The sequence below is a fragment of the Azospirillum sp. SYSU D00513 genome (genome assembly GCF_017356015.1).
Taxonomy (GTDB): Bacteria; Pseudomonadota; Alphaproteobacteria; order Azospirillales; family Azospirillaceae; genus Azospirillum.
In genome coordinates this window covers 13745-29057 of the sequence record NZ_JAFIQV010000038.1, presented here as the reverse complement: position 1 = coordinate 29057, position 15313 = coordinate 13745, and the positions used below count along the sequence as shown (strand labels likewise).

Genomic DNA, 15313 nt, shown 5'->3' with positions numbered 1-15313 from the left:
CGCCTTACGCCATCAGCTGCCCGCCATTCACCTCGACCACCTGGCCCGTGACGTAGCCGCCGAGCCGTTCGGAGGACAGGAACAGGTAGGCGCCGACGCAGTCCTCGGCGGTGCCGAGGCGCTGGAGCGGGATGCGGGCGGCCGTGGCGGCAAGCTTTTCGGGGCTGGAGTAGCGGCCGTGGAAGTCGGTGTCGATGGTGCCCGGCGACACGGCGTTGACGCGGATGCGCTCGGGCGCCAGCTCCGTCGCGAGCGAGCGGGTGAAGGTCGAGACGAAGGCCTTGGAGGCGCTGTAGAGCGAGGATCCCGGGCTGCCGCCGGTGCGTGCGGAGATGGAGACGGTGTTGACGATGGCGCCACCGCCTGCCGCCTTCAGCGCCGGCAGGGCGCGGCGGCAGGCGACGACGACGGAGCGGAGGTTGAGGTCCACCACCTCGTCCAGGAAGGAGTCCTCCAGCGAGGCCAGCGGCATCCGGCCGACCATGGTGCCGGCGTTGTTGACGAGCACGTCGAGGCCGCCCAGGAAATCCACGGCCCCGTCCACCACTGATTCCACCGCGCGCGGGTCGCGGAAGTCGCCGGAGAAGGCGCGGGCCACCGCACCGCCGGCCGAAAGCTCCGCGGCCAGCGCCTCCGCGGCCCCGCTTTGGCCGGAGCCGTGCAGCGCCACCCGCGCGCCCAGCCCGGCGAAGGCGGCGGCGAGTGCGGCACCGATGCCCCGGCTGCTGCCCGTCACCAGGACACGCTTGCCGCGCAGGTCGTCGCCGAGCGCCGTCGCGGGCCATCCGTTCATGCTCATTCCCCCGCCTCCGTCCGGCGCGCGCGCCGCACCCGTTCCACCGCGTCGAGCCAGCCGGCGTAGAGCCGGTCGCGGCGGGCCGCCTCCATGCGGGGCTCGAAGCGGCGGTCGCAGCGCCAGCCGGCGGCCACCGCCGCCTGGTCCTTGTAGACCCCGGCCTTGAGCCCGGCGAGGCTGGCGGCACCCAGCGCCGTCGTCTCGATCACCACCGGCCGCTCGACCGGCACCTCCAGCATGTCCGCGAGGAACTGGCACAGCCAGTCGTTCGCCGCCATGCCCCCGTCCACCCGCAACGCGCCCGCCCGCATCGGCCAGTCCGACAGCATGGCATCGCGCAGGTCGCGCGTCTGGAAGGCGACGGCCTCCAGCGCCGCGCGGGCGATGTGCGCCGGCCCGGCGTCGAGCGTCAGGCCGGAGATGGCGGCGCGGGCGTGCGGATCCCAGTGCGGCGCCCCCAGCCCGACGAAGGCCGGCACGAGATAGACGCCGTGGCTGTCCGGCACGCGGGTGGCGAGGTCGTCGGTCTGCGAGGCGTGGGTGATGATGCCCAGCCCGTCGCGCAGCCACTTGATCGCGGCACCCGCGATGAAGATCGACCCCTCCAGCGCGTAGGTCGTCCGCCCGTCCAGCCGGTAGGCGACGGTGGTCAGCAGGTTGTTGCGCGACGCCACCGGCTTGTCGCCGGTGTTCAGCAGGGCGAAGCAGCCCGTGCCGTAGGTGGACTTCACCATGCCCGGCTCGAAGCAGGCCTGGCCGAAGGTCGCGGCCTGCTGGTCGCCGGCGATGCCGGTGATGGGGACCGGCCGGCCGAGCAGGTCCGGCTCGGTGGCGCCGAACTCGGCGTTGCTGTCCAGCACCTCCGGCATGATGGCGCGCGGCACGCGGAACAGGGCCAGCAACTCCTCGTCCCAGTCCTGCGCATGGATGTCGAACAGCATGCTGCGGGACGCGTTGGTCGCGTCGGTCGCGTGCACGCGCCCGCCGGTCAGCCGGTGCAGAAGGAAGCTGTCGATGGTGCCGAAGCACAGCTCGCCCCGCTCGGCGCGCGCGCGGGCGCCGTGCACGTGGTCGAGGATCCAGGCGATCTTGGTCGCGGAGAAATAGGCGTCGATGACCAGGCCGGTCTTGCGCTGGACCAGCGGGCCGCAACCCTGCTCCACCAGCGCGCGGCAGGCCTCGGCGGTGCGGCGGTCCTGCCAGACGATGGCGCGGTGCACGGGCTCTCCCGTCGCGCGGTCCCAGACGACGGTGGTCTCGCGCTGGTTGGTGATGCCGATGGCCGCGATGTCCGCCGCGCCGAGACCGGCTTCGGCCACGGACTCGCGCAGCACGGCCACGGTGTCGCGCCAGATGTCCTCCGGGTCATGCTCCACCCAGCCGTCGGCCGGGTAATGCTGCGCGAATTCCCGCCGCGCCACCCCGACCGGAAGCCCCTGCCGGTCGAAGACGATGGCGCGCGTGGAGGTGGTGCCCTGGTCGATGGCAAGCACGTGGCCCGGTGCGGACATGGCGTTTCCTTTTTCTTCGTTTCCCTTCCCGCCCACGGGTCCCTCTCCCGCCCCGGGAGAGGGTGGCGCGCAGCGCCGGGTGAGGGTGCAAATTAATGAGGGTGAGGGGCAAGCTTGCACCCTCACCCTCCCGCCGCTACGCGGCGGGTCCCTTCCCTCTCCCGGGGCGGGAGAGGGAATCTGCCAGCCGTAACCTTACTTCATCGCCGCCTTCTTCGGCGGGGTGGCGGGCCAGGACTTGATCAGCTCGTCGTAGTTCACGGTCTCGCCCTTCGGCTTCTCGTTGTCCAGCTTGCGCTGGGGCGCGATGTTGCCGTCCTTCTCGGCCTTGGCGTACCAGAACTCGGCCGATTCCTTCTTGTTCATCTTCGGGCCGCACTCGCCCTGCACGCCGGACCGTTCCAGACGCTCCAGCACGGAGTCCTGGGCCGCGGCCAGCGCGTTCATGGCCTCCTGCGGGGTCTTGGCGCCCGACGAGGCGTCGCCGATGTTCTGCCACCAGAGCTGGGCCAGCTTCGGGTAGTCGGGGATGTTGTTGCCGGTCGGGGTCCACTGCACGCGCGCGGGCGAGCGGTAGAACTCGATCAGCCCGCCCAGCTTCGGCGCGCGCTCGGTGAAGGTCTTGTCCCAGATGTCGCTCTCGCGGATGAAGGTCAGGCCGACATGGCTCTTCTTCAGGCTGACCGACTTGGCGGTGACGAACTGGGCATAGAGCCAGGCAGCCTTGCGGCGGTCCACCGGCGTGGACTTCAGCAGGGTCCAGGAGCCGGCGTCCTGGTAGCCGAGCTTCATGCCTTCCTTCCAGTAGGCGCCGTGCGGCGAGGGGGCCATGCGCCATTTCGGCGAGCCGTCGGCGTTCACCACCGGCAGCCCGTCCTTCACCATGTCCGCGGTGAAGGCGGTGTACCAGAAGATCTGCTGGGCCACGTTGCCCTGGGCCGGCACCGGGCCGGATTCGGAGAAGGTCATGCCCGCTGCCTGCGGCGGCGAGTATTTCTTCATCCACTCGACGTACTTGGCGATGGAATAGACCGAGGCCGGACCGTTGGTGTCGCCGCCGCGCTCGATCGAGGAGCCGACCGGGCGGCAGCCCTCCATGCGGATGCCCCATTCGTCCACCGGCAGGCCGTTGGGAAGGCCGCGGTCGCCGTTTCCGGCCATGGACATCCAGGCGTCGGTGAAGCGCCAGCCCAGCGATGGGTCCTTCTTGCCGTAGTCCATGTGGCCGTAGACCTTGACGCCGTCGATCTCCTTCACGTCGTTGGTGAAGAACTCGGCGATGTCCTCGTAGGCCGACCAGTTGACCGGCACGCCCAGCTCGTAGCCGTACTTGGCCTTGAACTTTTCCTTCAGGTCCGGGCGCTGGAACCAGTCGTAGCGGAACCAGTAGACGTTGGCGAACTGCTGGGTCGGCAGCTGGTACAGCTTGCCGTCCGGGCCGGTGGTGAAGGACTTGCCGATGAAGTCGTCGATGTCCAGCGTCGGCGAGGTGACGTCCTTGCCCTCGCCCGTCATCCAGTCGCTGAGCGCCACCGCCTGCTTGTAGCGGAAATGGGTGCCGATCAGGTCGGAGTCGTTGACCCAGGCGTCATAGATGTTCTTTCCGGACTGCATCTGCGTCTGGATCTTCTCCACCACGTCGCCTTCCTGGATCAGGTCGTGGCGGAGCTTGATGCCGGTGATCTCGCTGAAGGCCTTGGCCAGCACCTTCGCTTCATACTCGTGGGTGGTGATGGTCTCGGAGACGACGTTGATCTCCATGCCGGCGAAGGGCTTCGCGGCGTTGATGAACCATTCCATCTCCTTGAGCTGCTCCTCCTTCGACAGGGTCGAAGGCTGGAACTCGCTGTCGATCCAGCGCTTGGCCGCCTCCAGGTCGGCGAAGGCCGGCGCCGAGCCGAACAGGAGGGCCGCCGCGGACGCGGTGGCCAGACAGAATTTGCGCATGTGTCCCTCCCCTAGTTTTGTTCTTCGAAAAACCGGTCCTGTCCCCCCGCCCCTACACCCAGCGGAACACCGCCGCGGCGTAGAGGAGCGAGAGGGCGGATGCGTAGTGCAGGTCCGGGCCGATCAGCCCGAGCCAGGCGAGATGGATGAAGGCGCTGCCGAGCAGCGTGATGAACAGCCGGTCGCCGCGCGTGGTGGCGATGCCGAGGACGCCGTCGCGCTCCACCTCCGGCCGGCGGACGGCCAGCACGGTCAGCAGCGTCAGCACGCCCAGGATCGCGGCGAAGAAGGCCGCCGTCTCCCAGGTCCAGGCCATCCAGGCGAACTGCTCGCCGAACTGCGCTGTCTGTTCCATGACGGACCCCTCCTCAGACGCGGCCCAGGGCGAAGCCCTTGGCGATGTAGTTGCGCACGAACCAGATCACGAGCGCGCCGGGCAGGATGGTCAGCACCCCCGCGGCGGCCAGCAGCCCCCAGTCCATGCCCGAGGCCGAGACGGTGCGGGTCATGGTCGCGGCGATCGGCTTGGCGTCGACCGAGGTCAGGGTGCGCGCCAGCAGCAGCTCGACCCAGCTGAACATGAAGCAGAAGAAGGCGGTGACGCCGATCCCGCTCGCCACCAGCGGCATGAAGATCTTCACGAAGAAGCGCGGGAAGGAATAGCCGTCGAGATAGGCGGTCTCGTCGATCTCGCGCGGCACGCCGGACATGAAGCCTTCCAGGATCCAGACGGCGAGCGGCACGTTGAACAGGCAGTGCGCCAGCGCCACGGCCAGCGGCGTGTCGAACAGCCCGATCGCCGAATAGAGGTTGAAGAAGGGCAGCGCGAAGATGGCCGGCGGCGCCATGCGGTTGGACAGCAGCCAGAAGAACAGGTGCTTGTCGCCGACGAAGCGGAAGCGGGAGAAGGCGTAGGCCGCCGGCAGCGCCAGCGCGATGGACAGCACCGTGTTCAGCGCCACGTACTGCAGAGAGTTCAGGTAGCCCGAATACCAGGACGGATCGGTGAAGATCGTCACGTAGTTCTGGAAGGTCAGCTCGTGCGGCCAGAGCGTCAGCCCGCCGACGATTTCGCTGTTGGTCTTCAGGCTCATGTTGACGAGCCAGTAGATCGGCAGCAGCAGGAAGACGATGTAGAGCGTCAGCACGATCCGCGCGCGCAGCATGTTTTGTGTCTCCCCTCAGTCCCGTTGCGCGTCCATGCGGGTCATCACCGTGTAGAAGACCCAGCAGACCGCGAGGATGATCAGGTTGTAGACGATGGACAGCGCCGCCGCCTTGCCGAGGTCGAACTGCCCCAGCGCCAGCTTGACGAGATCGATCGACACGAAGGTGGTGGAGTTGCCGGGGCCGCCGCCGGTGACGACGAAGGGCTCGGTGTAGATCATGAAGCTGTCCATGAAGCGCAGCAGCACGGCGATCAGCAGCACCCGGTGCATCTTCGGAAGCTGGATGTTGCGGAAGATCGCCCAGCGCGAGGCGCCGTCGATGCGCGCCGCCTGGTAGAAGGCATCGGGGATGGAGCGCAGCCCGGCGTAGCAGAGCAGCGCCACCAGCGAGGTCCAGTGCCACACGTCCATGGCGACGATGGTCACCCAGGCCGACAGGGGATCGGCCGTGTAGTTGTAGGGGATGCCCAGCCGGTTGACCGCCCAGCCCAGCAGGCCGATGTCCTCGCGGGCGAAGATCTGCCAGATGGTGCCGACGACGTTCCAGGGGATCAGAAGCGGCAGCGCCATGACCACCAGCGTCGCCGCCACCCGCCAGCCGTCGCGCGGCATGGACAGCGCCACGGCGATGCCCAGCGGGACCTCGATGGCGAGGATCAGGGCGGAGAAGAGCAGGTTGCGCCACAGCGCGTCGAGAAAGCGGCCGCCGAGGTCGGTCGAGGGGTCCAGAAGCTCCTGGTACCAGCCGATGCCGTTCCAGAAGAACTGGTTGTTGCCGAACGTGTCCTGCACCGAATAGTTCACGACCGTCATCAGCGGCACGATGGCCGAGAAGGCGACGATCAGCAGCACCGGCAGGACCAGAAGCCAGGCCCTCTGGTTCACGGGCTTGTCCATCACGCGGCCTCCCCTTCCAGAAACGCCCCTTCGACCAGCGCCCCGTCGGCGTAGACGTGGATCATGGCGGGCTCGAACAGCACGGACGCCTCCTCCCCCGCCGGCTCCAGACCGTCCGGCACGGTGGCGGACAGGGGCAGCCCGGCCAGCTCCACCCGCGCGATGCGCAGCCGGCCGAGATCGTCGATCCGGCGGACGCGCACCGGCACGCCGGCGCCGGCGGGCGCCAGGGTGGTGAATTCCGGCCGCACGCCGATCTCGACCGCCGCCCCGCCGGAGATCGGCCGGTAGCCGCGCGCCAGAGCCACCGTGTGGCCGCCGACGCGGGCATGCCGGCCGGACAGCTCGGCCGGCAGCACGTTCATGCCGGGGGATCCGATGAAATGGCCCACGAAGGTGTGGGCGGGCCGCTCGAACAGCTCCTCCGGACGGCCGATCTGCAGCACCCGGCCGTCGTGCATCACCACGACCTTGTCGGCGAAGGTCAGCGCCTCCGTCTGGTCGTGGGTCACGTAGATCATGGTCAGGTCGAGCGCGCGGTGCAGCGCCTTCAGCTTCGACCGCAGCTCCCATTTCAGGTGCGGGTCGATGACGGTCAGCGGCTCGTCGAACAGGATGGCCGCGACGTCCGGCCGCACCAGCCCGCGCCCCAGCGAGATCTTCTGCTTGGCGTCGGCCGTCAGGCCGCGCCCGCGCCGGTTCAGGTCGGGGGTGAGGTCCAGAAGCTCCGCGATCTCCCGCACCCGCGCGTCCACCGCCGGGCCGCGCAGGCCCCGGTTGCGTAGGGGGAAGGCCAGGTTCTCGTAGACCGTCATGGTGTCGTAGACGACCGGGAACTGGAAGACCTGGGCGATGTTGCGGGCTTCGGTCGGCAGGCTGGTCACGTCCTTGCCGTCGAACAGCACCCGCCCCTGGCTGGGCGTCAGCAGGCCGGAGATGATGTTCAGCAGCGTGGTCTTGCCGCAGCCCGATGGACCCAGCAGCGCGTAGGCCCCGCCCTGCTCCCACACATGCTGCATGGGCTTCAGCGCGTAGTCCTCGTCCCTCGCCGGGTTGGGGGTGTAGCTGTGCCCCAGATTGTTCAGTTCGATGCGCGCCATGGCTTTTCCTCCCCGCCCCTCCTTTTTCCTTACGCCGCCGCGGCCAGCGGCGGGGCGGCGGCGAGGCTGCCGTCCTGGCCGAAGACGAAGATGCGGCGGGGGTCGATGAAGGTTTCGATCCGCTCGCCGGGCTCCACCGTGGTGACGCCGCGCGTGACGGCGACCCAGCGGTCGGAGCCGACGTCCACATGCACGAAGCTTTCGGACCCCGTGATCTCGCTGACCGCGACGGTGCCGCCGATGGACAGAATCTCGGCGTCCGCCGGCGCGGCGGGGCCCGTCAGGTGCAGGTGGTCGGCGCGGAAGCCGATGGTGTAGTGATCGTCCGGCAGCCCGGCCAGCACGCCGCGCGCCGGCCAATGGTCGCCGGTCGCCAGCACGACCTGCCCGCCGCGCTTGTGGACGCGCATGCTGTTCAATGGCGGGTCGGAGAAGACCCGCGCGCTGGTCAGGTTGGCCGGGCGGCGGTAGACGTCGGGCGTGCGGCCGAACTGCGCCAGCCGCCCTTCCCACAGCGTGGCCGTGTTGCCGCGCAGCAGCAGGGCCTCCGTCGGCTCGGTCGTGGCGTAGACGAAGACGGCGCCGGATTCGGCGAAGATCCTCGGCAGCTCCTCCCGCAGTTCCTCCCGCAGCTTGTAGTCGAGGTTGGCGAGCGGTTCGTCCAGCAGGACGAGCTGCGCCTTCTTGACCAGGGCGCGGGCGATGGCGGTGCGCTGCTGCTGCCCGCCGGAGAGCTGCTGGGGCGTGCGGTCGAGATAGGGGGCCAGCTTCAGAAGTGCTGCCGCCTCGCGCACGGCGCGGTCGATCTCCGCGCGCGACCGGCGGGCGACACGCAGGGGGGACGCGATGTTCTCGTAGACGGTCAGGGAGGGGTAGTTGATGAACTGCTGATAGACCATCGCGACCGAGCGGTTGCGCACGTGCAGCCCCGTCACGTCCTTGCCGTCCACCAGCACGCGGCCGGAGGTCGGCTGGTCCAGCCCGGCCATCAGCCGCATCAGCGAGGTCTTGCCCGACAGGGTCGGGCCGAGCAGCACGTTGAGCGAGCCGCGCTCGAGCGTCAGCGACACATCCTCGATGTGCGCCTGGCCGCCCACCCGTCGGCTCACCTTGTCCAGAACCAGCGTCACCGTCCCGCTCCCCCCTCTTCCGCCTTGCCCGCCGTTCCTCGGCGTCTTGTTCTTGCCGGGCCGCCCTACTCGGCGGCCTCGAGATTTCGCCTGGCCTCGGCCATGTAGTCGTCCAGGGCCCGTGCCTCCGCTTCCGTCAGCCGCAGCCCCAGCTTGGAGCGGCGCCACAGCACGTCCTCGGCGGTCTGCGCCCACTCCTCCCGCATCAGGTAGCGGACCTCCGCCTCCGTCAGCGTCTGGCCGAAGTCGCGGCCGAGATCCTCCAGCCGCTTCGCCGTGCCCAGTATGTCCCGCGCCCGCGTGCCATAGGCGCGTACCAGACGCACCAGCGGGCGGTGCGGCAGGAAAGGGTAGCGGCCGGACAGCTCGGCCACCAGCGCGTCGACTCCGTCCATGGGGAAGTCGCCGCCGGGCAGCGTCGCGTCGCTGGACCATCCGTTGCCGCCGGCCACCGCCGGCAGGTGCGGCGCCAGCTTCGCCAGCGCGTGGTCGGCGAGGCGCCGGTATGTCGTGATCTTGCCGCCGAAGACGCTGAGCAGCGGCGGCTGTCCTGCCGGGGCGTCGAGCGCCAGCACATAATCGCGGGTCGCCGCCTGCGCCTGGGAGGCGCCGTCGTCGTAGAGCGGGCGGACGCCGGAATAGGTCCAGACCACGTCCTCCACCCGGACGGGCTTGGCGAAATACTCGCCGGCGGCCGCGCAGAGATAGGCCACCTCCTCGTCCGAGGCGCGCACGGCGGCGGGATCGCCTTGATAATCGCGGTCGGTCGTGCCGATCAGGGTGAAGTCGCGCTCATAGGGAATCGCGAAGACGATGCGGCCGTCGGCGTTCTGGAAGATGTAGCAGCGGTCGTGCTCGAACAGGCGGCGCACGACGATGTGCGATCCCTGGACCAGCCGGATGCGGTGGTCCACGTCGGTGCGCACGCCCTGCTCCAGCAGCTTGGCGACCCAGGGGCCGGCGGCGTTGACCAGGGCGCGGGCCTGGATCGTGCTGCGGCGGCCGGTGCGCGTGTCCTCCAAGGTCGCGTGCCACAGCCCGTCGCGGCGCACCGCCTCGATGAGGCGGGTGCGCGTCCGCACCGTGGCGCCGAGCCGGGCGGCGTCCTGCGCGTTGAGGACTACCAGCCGCGCGTCCTCAACCCAGCAGTCCGAATATTCGAAGGCGCGGCCGAAGCCGGGCTTCAGCGGCTGGCCCGCGGGATCACGGGCGAGGTCGAGCGTGCGGGCGCCGGGCAGCTTTTCCCGTCCGCCGAGGTGGTCGTAGAGGAAGAGGCCGGTCCGCAGCAGCCAGGCCGGCCGCAGGCCGGGCAGGTGCGGCAGCACGAAACGCAACGGCCAGATGATGTGCGGCGCCATGCGCCACAGCACCTCGCGCTCGCGCAGCGATTCGCGGACCAGCCGGAACTCGTAGTATTCGAGATAGCGCAGGCCGCCGTGGATCAGCTTGGTCGAGGCCGACGAGGTGGCCGAGGCGAGGTCGCCCTGCTCGCACAGGAAGACCGAGGCGCCGCGTCCCGCGGCGTCGCGCGCGATGCCGCAGCCGTTGATGCCGCCGCCGACGATGGCAAGGTCGTAGACCGCCACCCTCCCCTCCCTTCCGCCGGCGCGGAGCGCTGCCGGCATTGTTGGTTCATTCCGCAAACGATAGACGCGCTCGTTTCAAAGCGCAACGCGAAAATACTGCACCTGAAACGAAAATCCGAAAAGAGCGAAAAAAGCGCGTGCGCAAACGAAAGCGGATGAAACGGAAGGGGGTGGGGTTTCTAAGCCTCCTCGATGGCGCCGGGCAGAACCTCCTCCACCTTCACGCCCGCTTCGCGGCAGACGCGGGCGAGCCGGCCGGACGGCAGCGCGTCGGTGACGAAGGTGTGGATCTGGGAGACATGGGCGATGCGCACGGGGGCCGTGCGCTCCAGCTTGCCGTGGTCGGCCACGAGGATGACGTGGCGGGCGTTCTCGATGATGGCCTGCGACACGCGCACCTCGCGGTAGTCGTAGTCGAGCAGCGCCCCGTCCTCGTCGATGGCCGACGCGCCGATGATGGCGTAGTCCACCTTGAACTGCTTGAAGAAGTCGATGGTCGCCTCGCCGACGATGCCGCCGTCCGACCGCCGCACCACCCCGCCGGCGACGATCACCTCGATGTGCGGCTCGGACCGCAGGAGGTTGGCCACGTTGATGTTGTTGGTGATGACGACGAGGTCGGACCGGCCGCGCAGCGCCCGCGCCACCTCTTCCGTCGTCGTGCCGATGTTGATGAAGAGGGAGGAGCCGTCGGGCACCAGCGCCGCCGCGCGCCCGCCGATGGACTGCTTTTCCTCCCGCGCGATCTGTCGGCGCGCCTCGTAGCCGAGATTTTCGATCCCCGACCCGGCGATGGCCCCGCCATGCACCCGTTGCAGGAGCCGCCGCTCGCACAGGTCGTTCAGGTCCTTGCGGATCGTCTGCGGCGTGACGTTGAAGCGCAGCGCCAAGTCATCGACGCCGACGCGCCCGCTGGAGCGCGCCAGCGCCAGGATTTCGTTCTGTCGGGGCGTGATCGCATCCATCGCGCGGCGCTTCGCTCCTGGTATCTGGTGGGCCGGGCTTCGGACCCACGCGCATTTGACCAGCGGGCGCTTTCGCGGGCAAGTTCATTCGAAAGGAACGAACGGGAAAAACGATGGCGGCGCCCGCCTTGCGAAACGGGCACCGCCGGTCAGGAAAATCGAAGGGAGAAGCAATCGAAAGGATGGGAAAGGAGGGGGGCGGCTCGGCCCCCTCCCCGCTTCAGTTCCGCTCCTCGCGCAGGCCCGCGGACGCCTCGTCCATCGGGGTCACGCTGGCCGTCTCGCAGCCCGCCTCTCCGCAGGGCATCGACGCGGCGTTGCCGGCCTGCCCGTTACCCGACGGGGCCTGGGCCGTCGCCTGCGTCTCGAGGGCGCCGTTCTGGAAACCGTCGCCCTCGCAGGCCGCGAGCAGCAGCAGCGGGATGGCGGTGAGCATCGAATATTTCATCTCTGTCCTCCCATGCGTGTCGTGCGCCGGTCTTACCGTGGTCCTCTGCCGGGGCCGCGGTCGCGGCGCGGATGTGCGGGGTTTCCCGTCAGCGCCGGTATCCCGATGGCGCTCCGGACGGCCCCGCGTCCAGGCTACTGGTCCGGATGCCGTCGCCCGAACATCCGGCGAGGAAAAGCAAGGGAATGATGGAGATCAGCAGATACCTCATTGCACCCTCCAGTGTCGGAAAGGTGTCGGCAAATGTCGGCACCACCGGCACTCTAGGCCTCGCACCCCGGTAGGCTGGGGCGTGCATCGGTACAGACCGGGTAATGTCGTTTCTGGTTATCCCGTCCACACGAAATTTCATCGAACATCATGGTCCGATCCAAGGAAAGGCGAGAACGTAGACAAGGGAAAATCAAAATTTCCCGGGCAGTCGCATGGAGTGGGTGCCCGTTCCTCCGGAATGGCGGAAAGCTTAGGAATGGGCATGAAGGAAAGACCGATATCCGGCAGGGCGAAAATTCCTGAAGGCTGGCCCATAAGCCTATATCCGTGGAATGTAAGCTCCTGAATAGGGCAAAGAAAAGCCGGTGAAGTCAGGACAAAGTCTTGGGATCCTGTACCCCTGGACTCCCCTTCACAGGTCCGCCGCCCTCGAAACGGCAGACCCGAAACGGCAGGCCCGGAACGGCATGCCGGGATCCGTCAAGGAATGTCCGTAAGCGACAAGCCCGGTCCGGCCCTTTGTTCCTACCATCCCGCTCGTGATCCGCAACACCTTCACCTGCAGGGATGAAAGCACCATGAGCATCAAAGCGACCCCGACTCCCGGTTCCATGCTGGTCTCGCCGAAGGACCACACGCTGGTCATGATCGACTTCCAGTCGCAGATGTCCTTCGCGACCCACTCGATCGACGCCGTGACGCTGCGGAACAACGCGGCCCTGGTCGCCCACGCCGCCGCCGGCTTCGGCGTGTCCACCATCCTCACCACGGTCGCCGAGAAGAGCTTCTCCGGGCCGATGTTCAGCGAGATCACCGACGCCTTCCCCGGCCAGATGCTGCTCGACCGCACCTCCATGAACACCTGGGAGGACGCCGCCGTCATCGAGCAGGTCAACATGATTGGCAAGGACCGCCTGGTCTTCTGCGGCCTGTGGACCTCGGTCTGCATCGTCGGCCCGACCCTGTCGGCGCTCGACCAGGGCTATGAGGTCTACGTCATCGCCGACGCCTGCGGCGACGTCTCGGCCGAGGCGCACGAGCGCGCCATGGACCGCATGGTGCAGGCCGGCGTCCGCCCGATGACCTCGCTCCAGTACATGCTGGAACTGCAGCGCGATTGGGCCCGCACCGAGACCTACGACATGACCACCGGCATCGCCAAGAAGTACGGCGGCGCCTACGGCCTGGGCATCATCTACGCCAAGTCCATGTTCAACGCCCACGAGGGCTGAGCCGGGCTGACCTCCGCCGGCGCCGGGCTGCAAGCCCGGCGCCTTTTTTCGTCCGGCTTTGCGGTGGAGACCGTCTTATGAAAGTCTATCTCCTGTCGCTCGGCGCCGGCCTGCTGGTCGGCGTGATCTACGCCCTTCTCAACGTCCGCTCCCCGGCCCCGCCCGTCGTCGCCCTGATCGGGCTGCTCGGCATTCTCCTTGGCGAGCAGATCCCCCCGCTCGTCAAGAGCGTCTGGCGCCAGGAGCCCACGGCGCTCTCCTGGCTGCACCAGATCCAGCCCCACATGTTCGGCCACCTCCCCAAGGGGCAGCGCCCGGCCGACCGGATGGCCGCCGGCGCCTCGGCTGGCGCCCCAGCCGCACCGCGCGTGGAAGGCTGACGGCTCCCGCCCTCCCCCTCCCCATCCGCCGATCCGAATCCTTCCAAGGAGATCCCCGATGAAGGAAAGCCTTCCTCCCGACCTGATCCTGTTCAACGGCCGGATCACCACGCTCGACCGCGAGAATCCCGAAGCAACGGCGGTCGCGGTCCGCGACGGGCGCTTCGCGGCGGCCGGAACCGAGCGGGAGATCATGGCGCTGGCCGGGCCCGAGACCCGCAAGATCGATCTGCGCGGCCGCCGGGCCATCCCGGGGCTGATCGACAGCCACATGCACATCATCCGCGGCGGCCTGAACTACAACATGGAGCTGCGCTGGGACGGCGTGCGCTCGCTGGCCGACGCCATGCGCATGCTCAAATCCCAGGCCGAGCGCACCCCCGCCCCGCAATGGGTGCGCGTCGTCGGCGGCTTCACCGAGCACCAGTTCGCCGAGAAGCGCCTGCCGACGATCGAGGAGATCAATGCGGCGGCCCCCGACACGCCGGTCTTCATCCTGCACCTCTACGACCGCGCGCTGCTGAACGCCGCCGCCCTGCGCGCCGTCGGCTACGGCAAGGACACGCCCGATCCCCCCGGCGGCGAGATCCAGCGCGACGCGCAGGGCAACCCGACGGGCCTGCTGATCGCCAAGCCCAACGCCACGATCCTCTACGCGACGCTCGCCAAGGGGCCGAAGCTCCCGGCCGAGTACCAGAAGAACTCCACCCGCCACTTCATGCGCGAGGTCAACCGGCTGGGCGTCACCAGCGTGATCGACGCCGGCGGCGGCTTCCAGAACTACCCCGACGACTACCGCATCATCGAGGAGCTGCACCGTGAGGGCCAGCTCACCGTGCGCATCGCCTACAACCTCTTCACGCAGAAGCCTAGGGAAGAGCTGAAGGACTTCGCCGGCTGGGTGAAGCAGGTGACGCCCGGCCAGGGCGACGACCGCTACCGCCACAACGGCGCCGGCGAGATGCTCGTCTACACCGCCGCCGACTTCGAGGACTTCCGCGTCGAACGTCCGGAGATGGCCCCGTCGATGGAGGCGGACCTGGAGCCGGTCGTCCGCCTGCTCGCCGAGAACCGCTGGCCCTGGCGCCTGCACGCCACCTACAACGAGACCATCACCCGCGCGCTCGACGTGTTCGAGAAGGTCAACCGCGACGTGCCGCTCGACGGGCTGCACTGGTTCATCGACCATGCGGAGACCATCGACGCCCGCAACATCGACCGCATCGCGGCGCTCGGCGGCGGCATCGCGGTCCAGCACCGGATGGCCTACCAGGGCGAGGAGTTCGTCGCGCGTTACGGCAACCGCGCCGCCGAGAGCACGCCGCCGATCCGGCGCATGATGGAGGCCGGCGTGCCGGTCGGTGCCGGCACCGATGCCACCCGCGTCGCCTCCTACAACCCCTGGGTCTCCCTGTCCTGGCTGGTCATCGGCCGGACGCTCGGCGGGCTGACGCTCTATCCCCCGGCCAACCGGCTCGACCGCGAGGCGGCGTTGCGGCTGTGGACCGAGGCCAACACCTGGTTCTCGACCGAGCCCGGCAAGAAGGGCCAGGTGAAGGAGGGGCAACTCGCCGACCTCGTGGTGCTGTCGGACGACTATTTCTCCGTCCCGGAGGATGGGATCCAGGACATCACCTCGGTGCTGACGCTGCTCGGCGGCGAGCCCGTCCATGGCGACCGCGAGTTCCGCGACCTCGCCCCGCCCCTGCCGGCGCCGATGCCCGACTGGTCGCCCGTGGGCTTCCACGGCGGCTACCAGCCGCGCAACCAGCCGCAGGCGGGCGACGCCTTCGCCTCGGCCTGCGGCTGCGCCAACAGCTGCGGCGTGCACGGCCACAGCCACGCCAAGGCCCTGGCGGACAAGCTGCCGGTGTCCGACAGCCGCTCCTTCTGGGGCGCGCTCGGCTGCTCCTGCTGGGCCTTTTGATGATGGAGGGTT

The 15313-nt window shown here is 68.8% G+C and carries 14 protein-coding genes; 3 read left to right on the top strand and 11 right to left on the bottom strand.

Annotated elements, in window-relative coordinates; genetic code table 11:
• Positions 1-4: 4 nt before the first annotated feature.
• The 11 genes from JUB11_RS24115 to JUB11_RS24065 form a co-directional block, all read right to left on the bottom strand.
• Complete coding sequence (locus JUB11_RS24115) at positions 5-799, bottom strand: SDR family NAD(P)-dependent oxidoreductase (RefSeq protein ID WP_207461337.1); 795 nt, start codon at positions 797-799, stop codon at positions 5-7.
• A complete protein-coding gene (gene glpK, locus JUB11_RS24110) occupies positions 796-2307 on the bottom strand; it encodes a glycerol kinase GlpK (RefSeq protein ID WP_207461336.1) in 1512 nt (503 codons plus the stop codon). Before glpK ends, JUB11_RS24115 begins: the two co-directional genes overlap by 4 nt.
• Positions 2308-2502: 195 nt before the next feature.
• A complete protein-coding gene (locus JUB11_RS24105; RefSeq protein WP_207461335.1) occupies positions 2503-4254 on the bottom strand; it encodes an ABC transporter substrate-binding protein in 1752 nt (583 codons plus the stop codon).
• Positions 4255-4306: 52 nt separating this feature from the next.
• A complete protein-coding gene (locus JUB11_RS24100; RefSeq protein ID WP_207461334.1) occupies positions 4307-4609 on the bottom strand; it encodes a DUF2160 domain-containing protein in 303 nt (100 codons plus the stop codon).
• A gap of 13 nt (positions 4610-4622) precedes the next feature.
• Positions 4623-5420 carry a carbohydrate ABC transporter permease gene (locus tag JUB11_RS24095; protein WP_207461333.1) on the bottom strand — a complete coding sequence of 266 codons (798 nt, stop codon included), beginning with the start codon at positions 5418-5420 and terminating at the stop codon, positions 4623-4625.
• Between the two features lie 15 nt (positions 5421-5435).
• On the bottom strand, positions 5436-6320 hold the full coding sequence (locus tag JUB11_RS24090; protein ID WP_207461332.1) for a sugar ABC transporter permease: 885 nt from the start codon (positions 6318-6320) through the stop codon (positions 5436-5438).
• Entirely contained in the window at positions 6320-7420 is a 1101-nt protein-coding gene (locus tag JUB11_RS24085; RefSeq protein WP_207461331.1) for an ABC transporter ATP-binding protein, read from the bottom strand. Before JUB11_RS24085 ends, JUB11_RS24090 begins: the two co-directional genes overlap by 1 nt.
• Positions 7421-7449: 29 nt before the next feature.
• On the bottom strand, positions 7450-8550 hold the full coding sequence (locus tag JUB11_RS24080) for an ATP-binding cassette domain-containing protein (RefSeq protein WP_207461330.1): 1101 nt from the start codon (positions 8548-8550) through the stop codon (positions 7450-7452).
• A gap of 65 nt (positions 8551-8615) precedes the next feature.
• On the bottom strand, positions 8616-10136 hold the full coding sequence (gene glpD / locus JUB11_RS24075) for a glycerol-3-phosphate dehydrogenase (RefSeq protein ID WP_348771497.1): 1521 nt from the start codon (positions 10134-10136) through the stop codon (positions 8616-8618).
• Between the two features lie 179 nt (positions 10137-10315).
• Positions 10316-11101 (bottom strand): DeoR/GlpR family DNA-binding transcription regulator, encoded by a 786-nt coding sequence (locus tag JUB11_RS24070; RefSeq protein ID WP_207461328.1) that lies wholly within the window; start codon positions 11099-11101, stop codon positions 10316-10318.
• A 220-nt stretch (positions 11102-11321) separates the two neighbouring features.
• Positions 11322-11549: a hypothetical protein gene (locus JUB11_RS24065; RefSeq protein ID WP_207461327.1), complete on the bottom strand. Its 228-nt coding sequence runs from the start codon at positions 11547-11549 to the stop codon at positions 11322-11324.
• 791 nt (positions 11550-12340) lie between these two features.
• On the opposite strand from JUB11_RS24065, the gene JUB11_RS24060 reads away from it, so the two are divergent.
• The 3 genes from JUB11_RS24060 to JUB11_RS24050 all read left to right on the top strand — a co-directional run bounded on the left by JUB11_RS24060 (position 12341) and on the right by JUB11_RS24050 (position 15301).
• Positions 12341-12994: a hydrolase gene (locus JUB11_RS24060; RefSeq protein ID WP_207461326.1), complete on the top strand. Its 654-nt coding sequence runs from the start codon at positions 12341-12343 to the stop codon at positions 12992-12994.
• A 77-nt stretch (positions 12995-13071) separates the two neighbouring features.
• Complete coding sequence (locus tag JUB11_RS24055; protein ID WP_207461325.1) at positions 13072-13374, top strand: XapX domain-containing protein; 303 nt, start codon at positions 13072-13074, stop codon at positions 13372-13374.
• 58 nt (positions 13375-13432) lie between these two features.
• Complete coding sequence (locus JUB11_RS24050; RefSeq protein WP_207461324.1) at positions 13433-15301, top strand: amidohydrolase; 1869 nt, start codon at positions 13433-13435, stop codon at positions 15299-15301.
• Positions 15302-15313 lie beyond the last annotated feature (12 nt).

Bases quoted from the DNA above. Each gene is read 5' to 3' on its own strand.
- JUB11_RS24095 (WP_207461333.1), bottom strand. From the start codon at position 5,420: ATGCTGCGCGCGCGGATCGTGCTGACGCTCTACATCGTCTTCCTGCTG.
- JUB11_RS24105 (WP_207461335.1), bottom strand. From the start codon at position 4,254: ATGCGCAAATTCTGTCTGGCCACCGCGTCCGCGGCGGCCCTCCTGTTC.
- JUB11_RS24090 (WP_207461332.1), bottom strand. From the start codon at position 6,320: ATGGACAAGCCCGTGAACCAGAGGGCCTGGCTTCTGGTCCTGCCGGTG.
- JUB11_RS24070 (WP_207461328.1), bottom strand. From the start codon at position 11,101: ATGGATGCGATCACGCCCCGACAGAACGAAATCCTGGCGCTGGCGCGC.
- JUB11_RS24085 (WP_207461331.1), bottom strand. From the start codon at position 7,420: ATGGCGCGCATCGAACTGAACAATCTGGGGCACAGCTACACCCCCAAC.
- JUB11_RS24050 (WP_207461324.1), top strand. From the start codon at position 13,433: ATGAAGGAAAGCCTTCCTCCCGACCTGATCCTGTTCAACGGCCGGATC.
- glpK (WP_207461336.1), bottom strand. From the start codon at position 2,307: ATGTCCGCACCGGGCCACGTGCTTGCCATCGACCAGGGCACCACCTCC.
- JUB11_RS24115 (WP_207461337.1), bottom strand. From the start codon at position 799: ATGAGCATGAACGGATGGCCCGCGACGGCGCTCGGCGACGACCTGCGC.
- JUB11_RS24060 (WP_207461326.1), top strand. From the start codon at position 12,341: ATGAGCATCAAAGCGACCCCGACTCCCGGTTCCATGCTGGTCTCGCCG.
- JUB11_RS24100 (WP_207461334.1), bottom strand. From the start codon at position 4,609: ATGGAACAGACAGCGCAGTTCGGCGAGCAGTTCGCCTGGATGGCCTGG.
- JUB11_RS24055 (WP_207461325.1), top strand. From the start codon at position 13,072: ATGAAAGTCTATCTCCTGTCGCTCGGCGCCGGCCTGCTGGTCGGCGTG.
- JUB11_RS24065 (WP_207461327.1), bottom strand. From the start codon at position 11,549: ATGAAATATTCGATGCTCACCGCCATCCCGCTGCTGCTGCTCGCGGCC.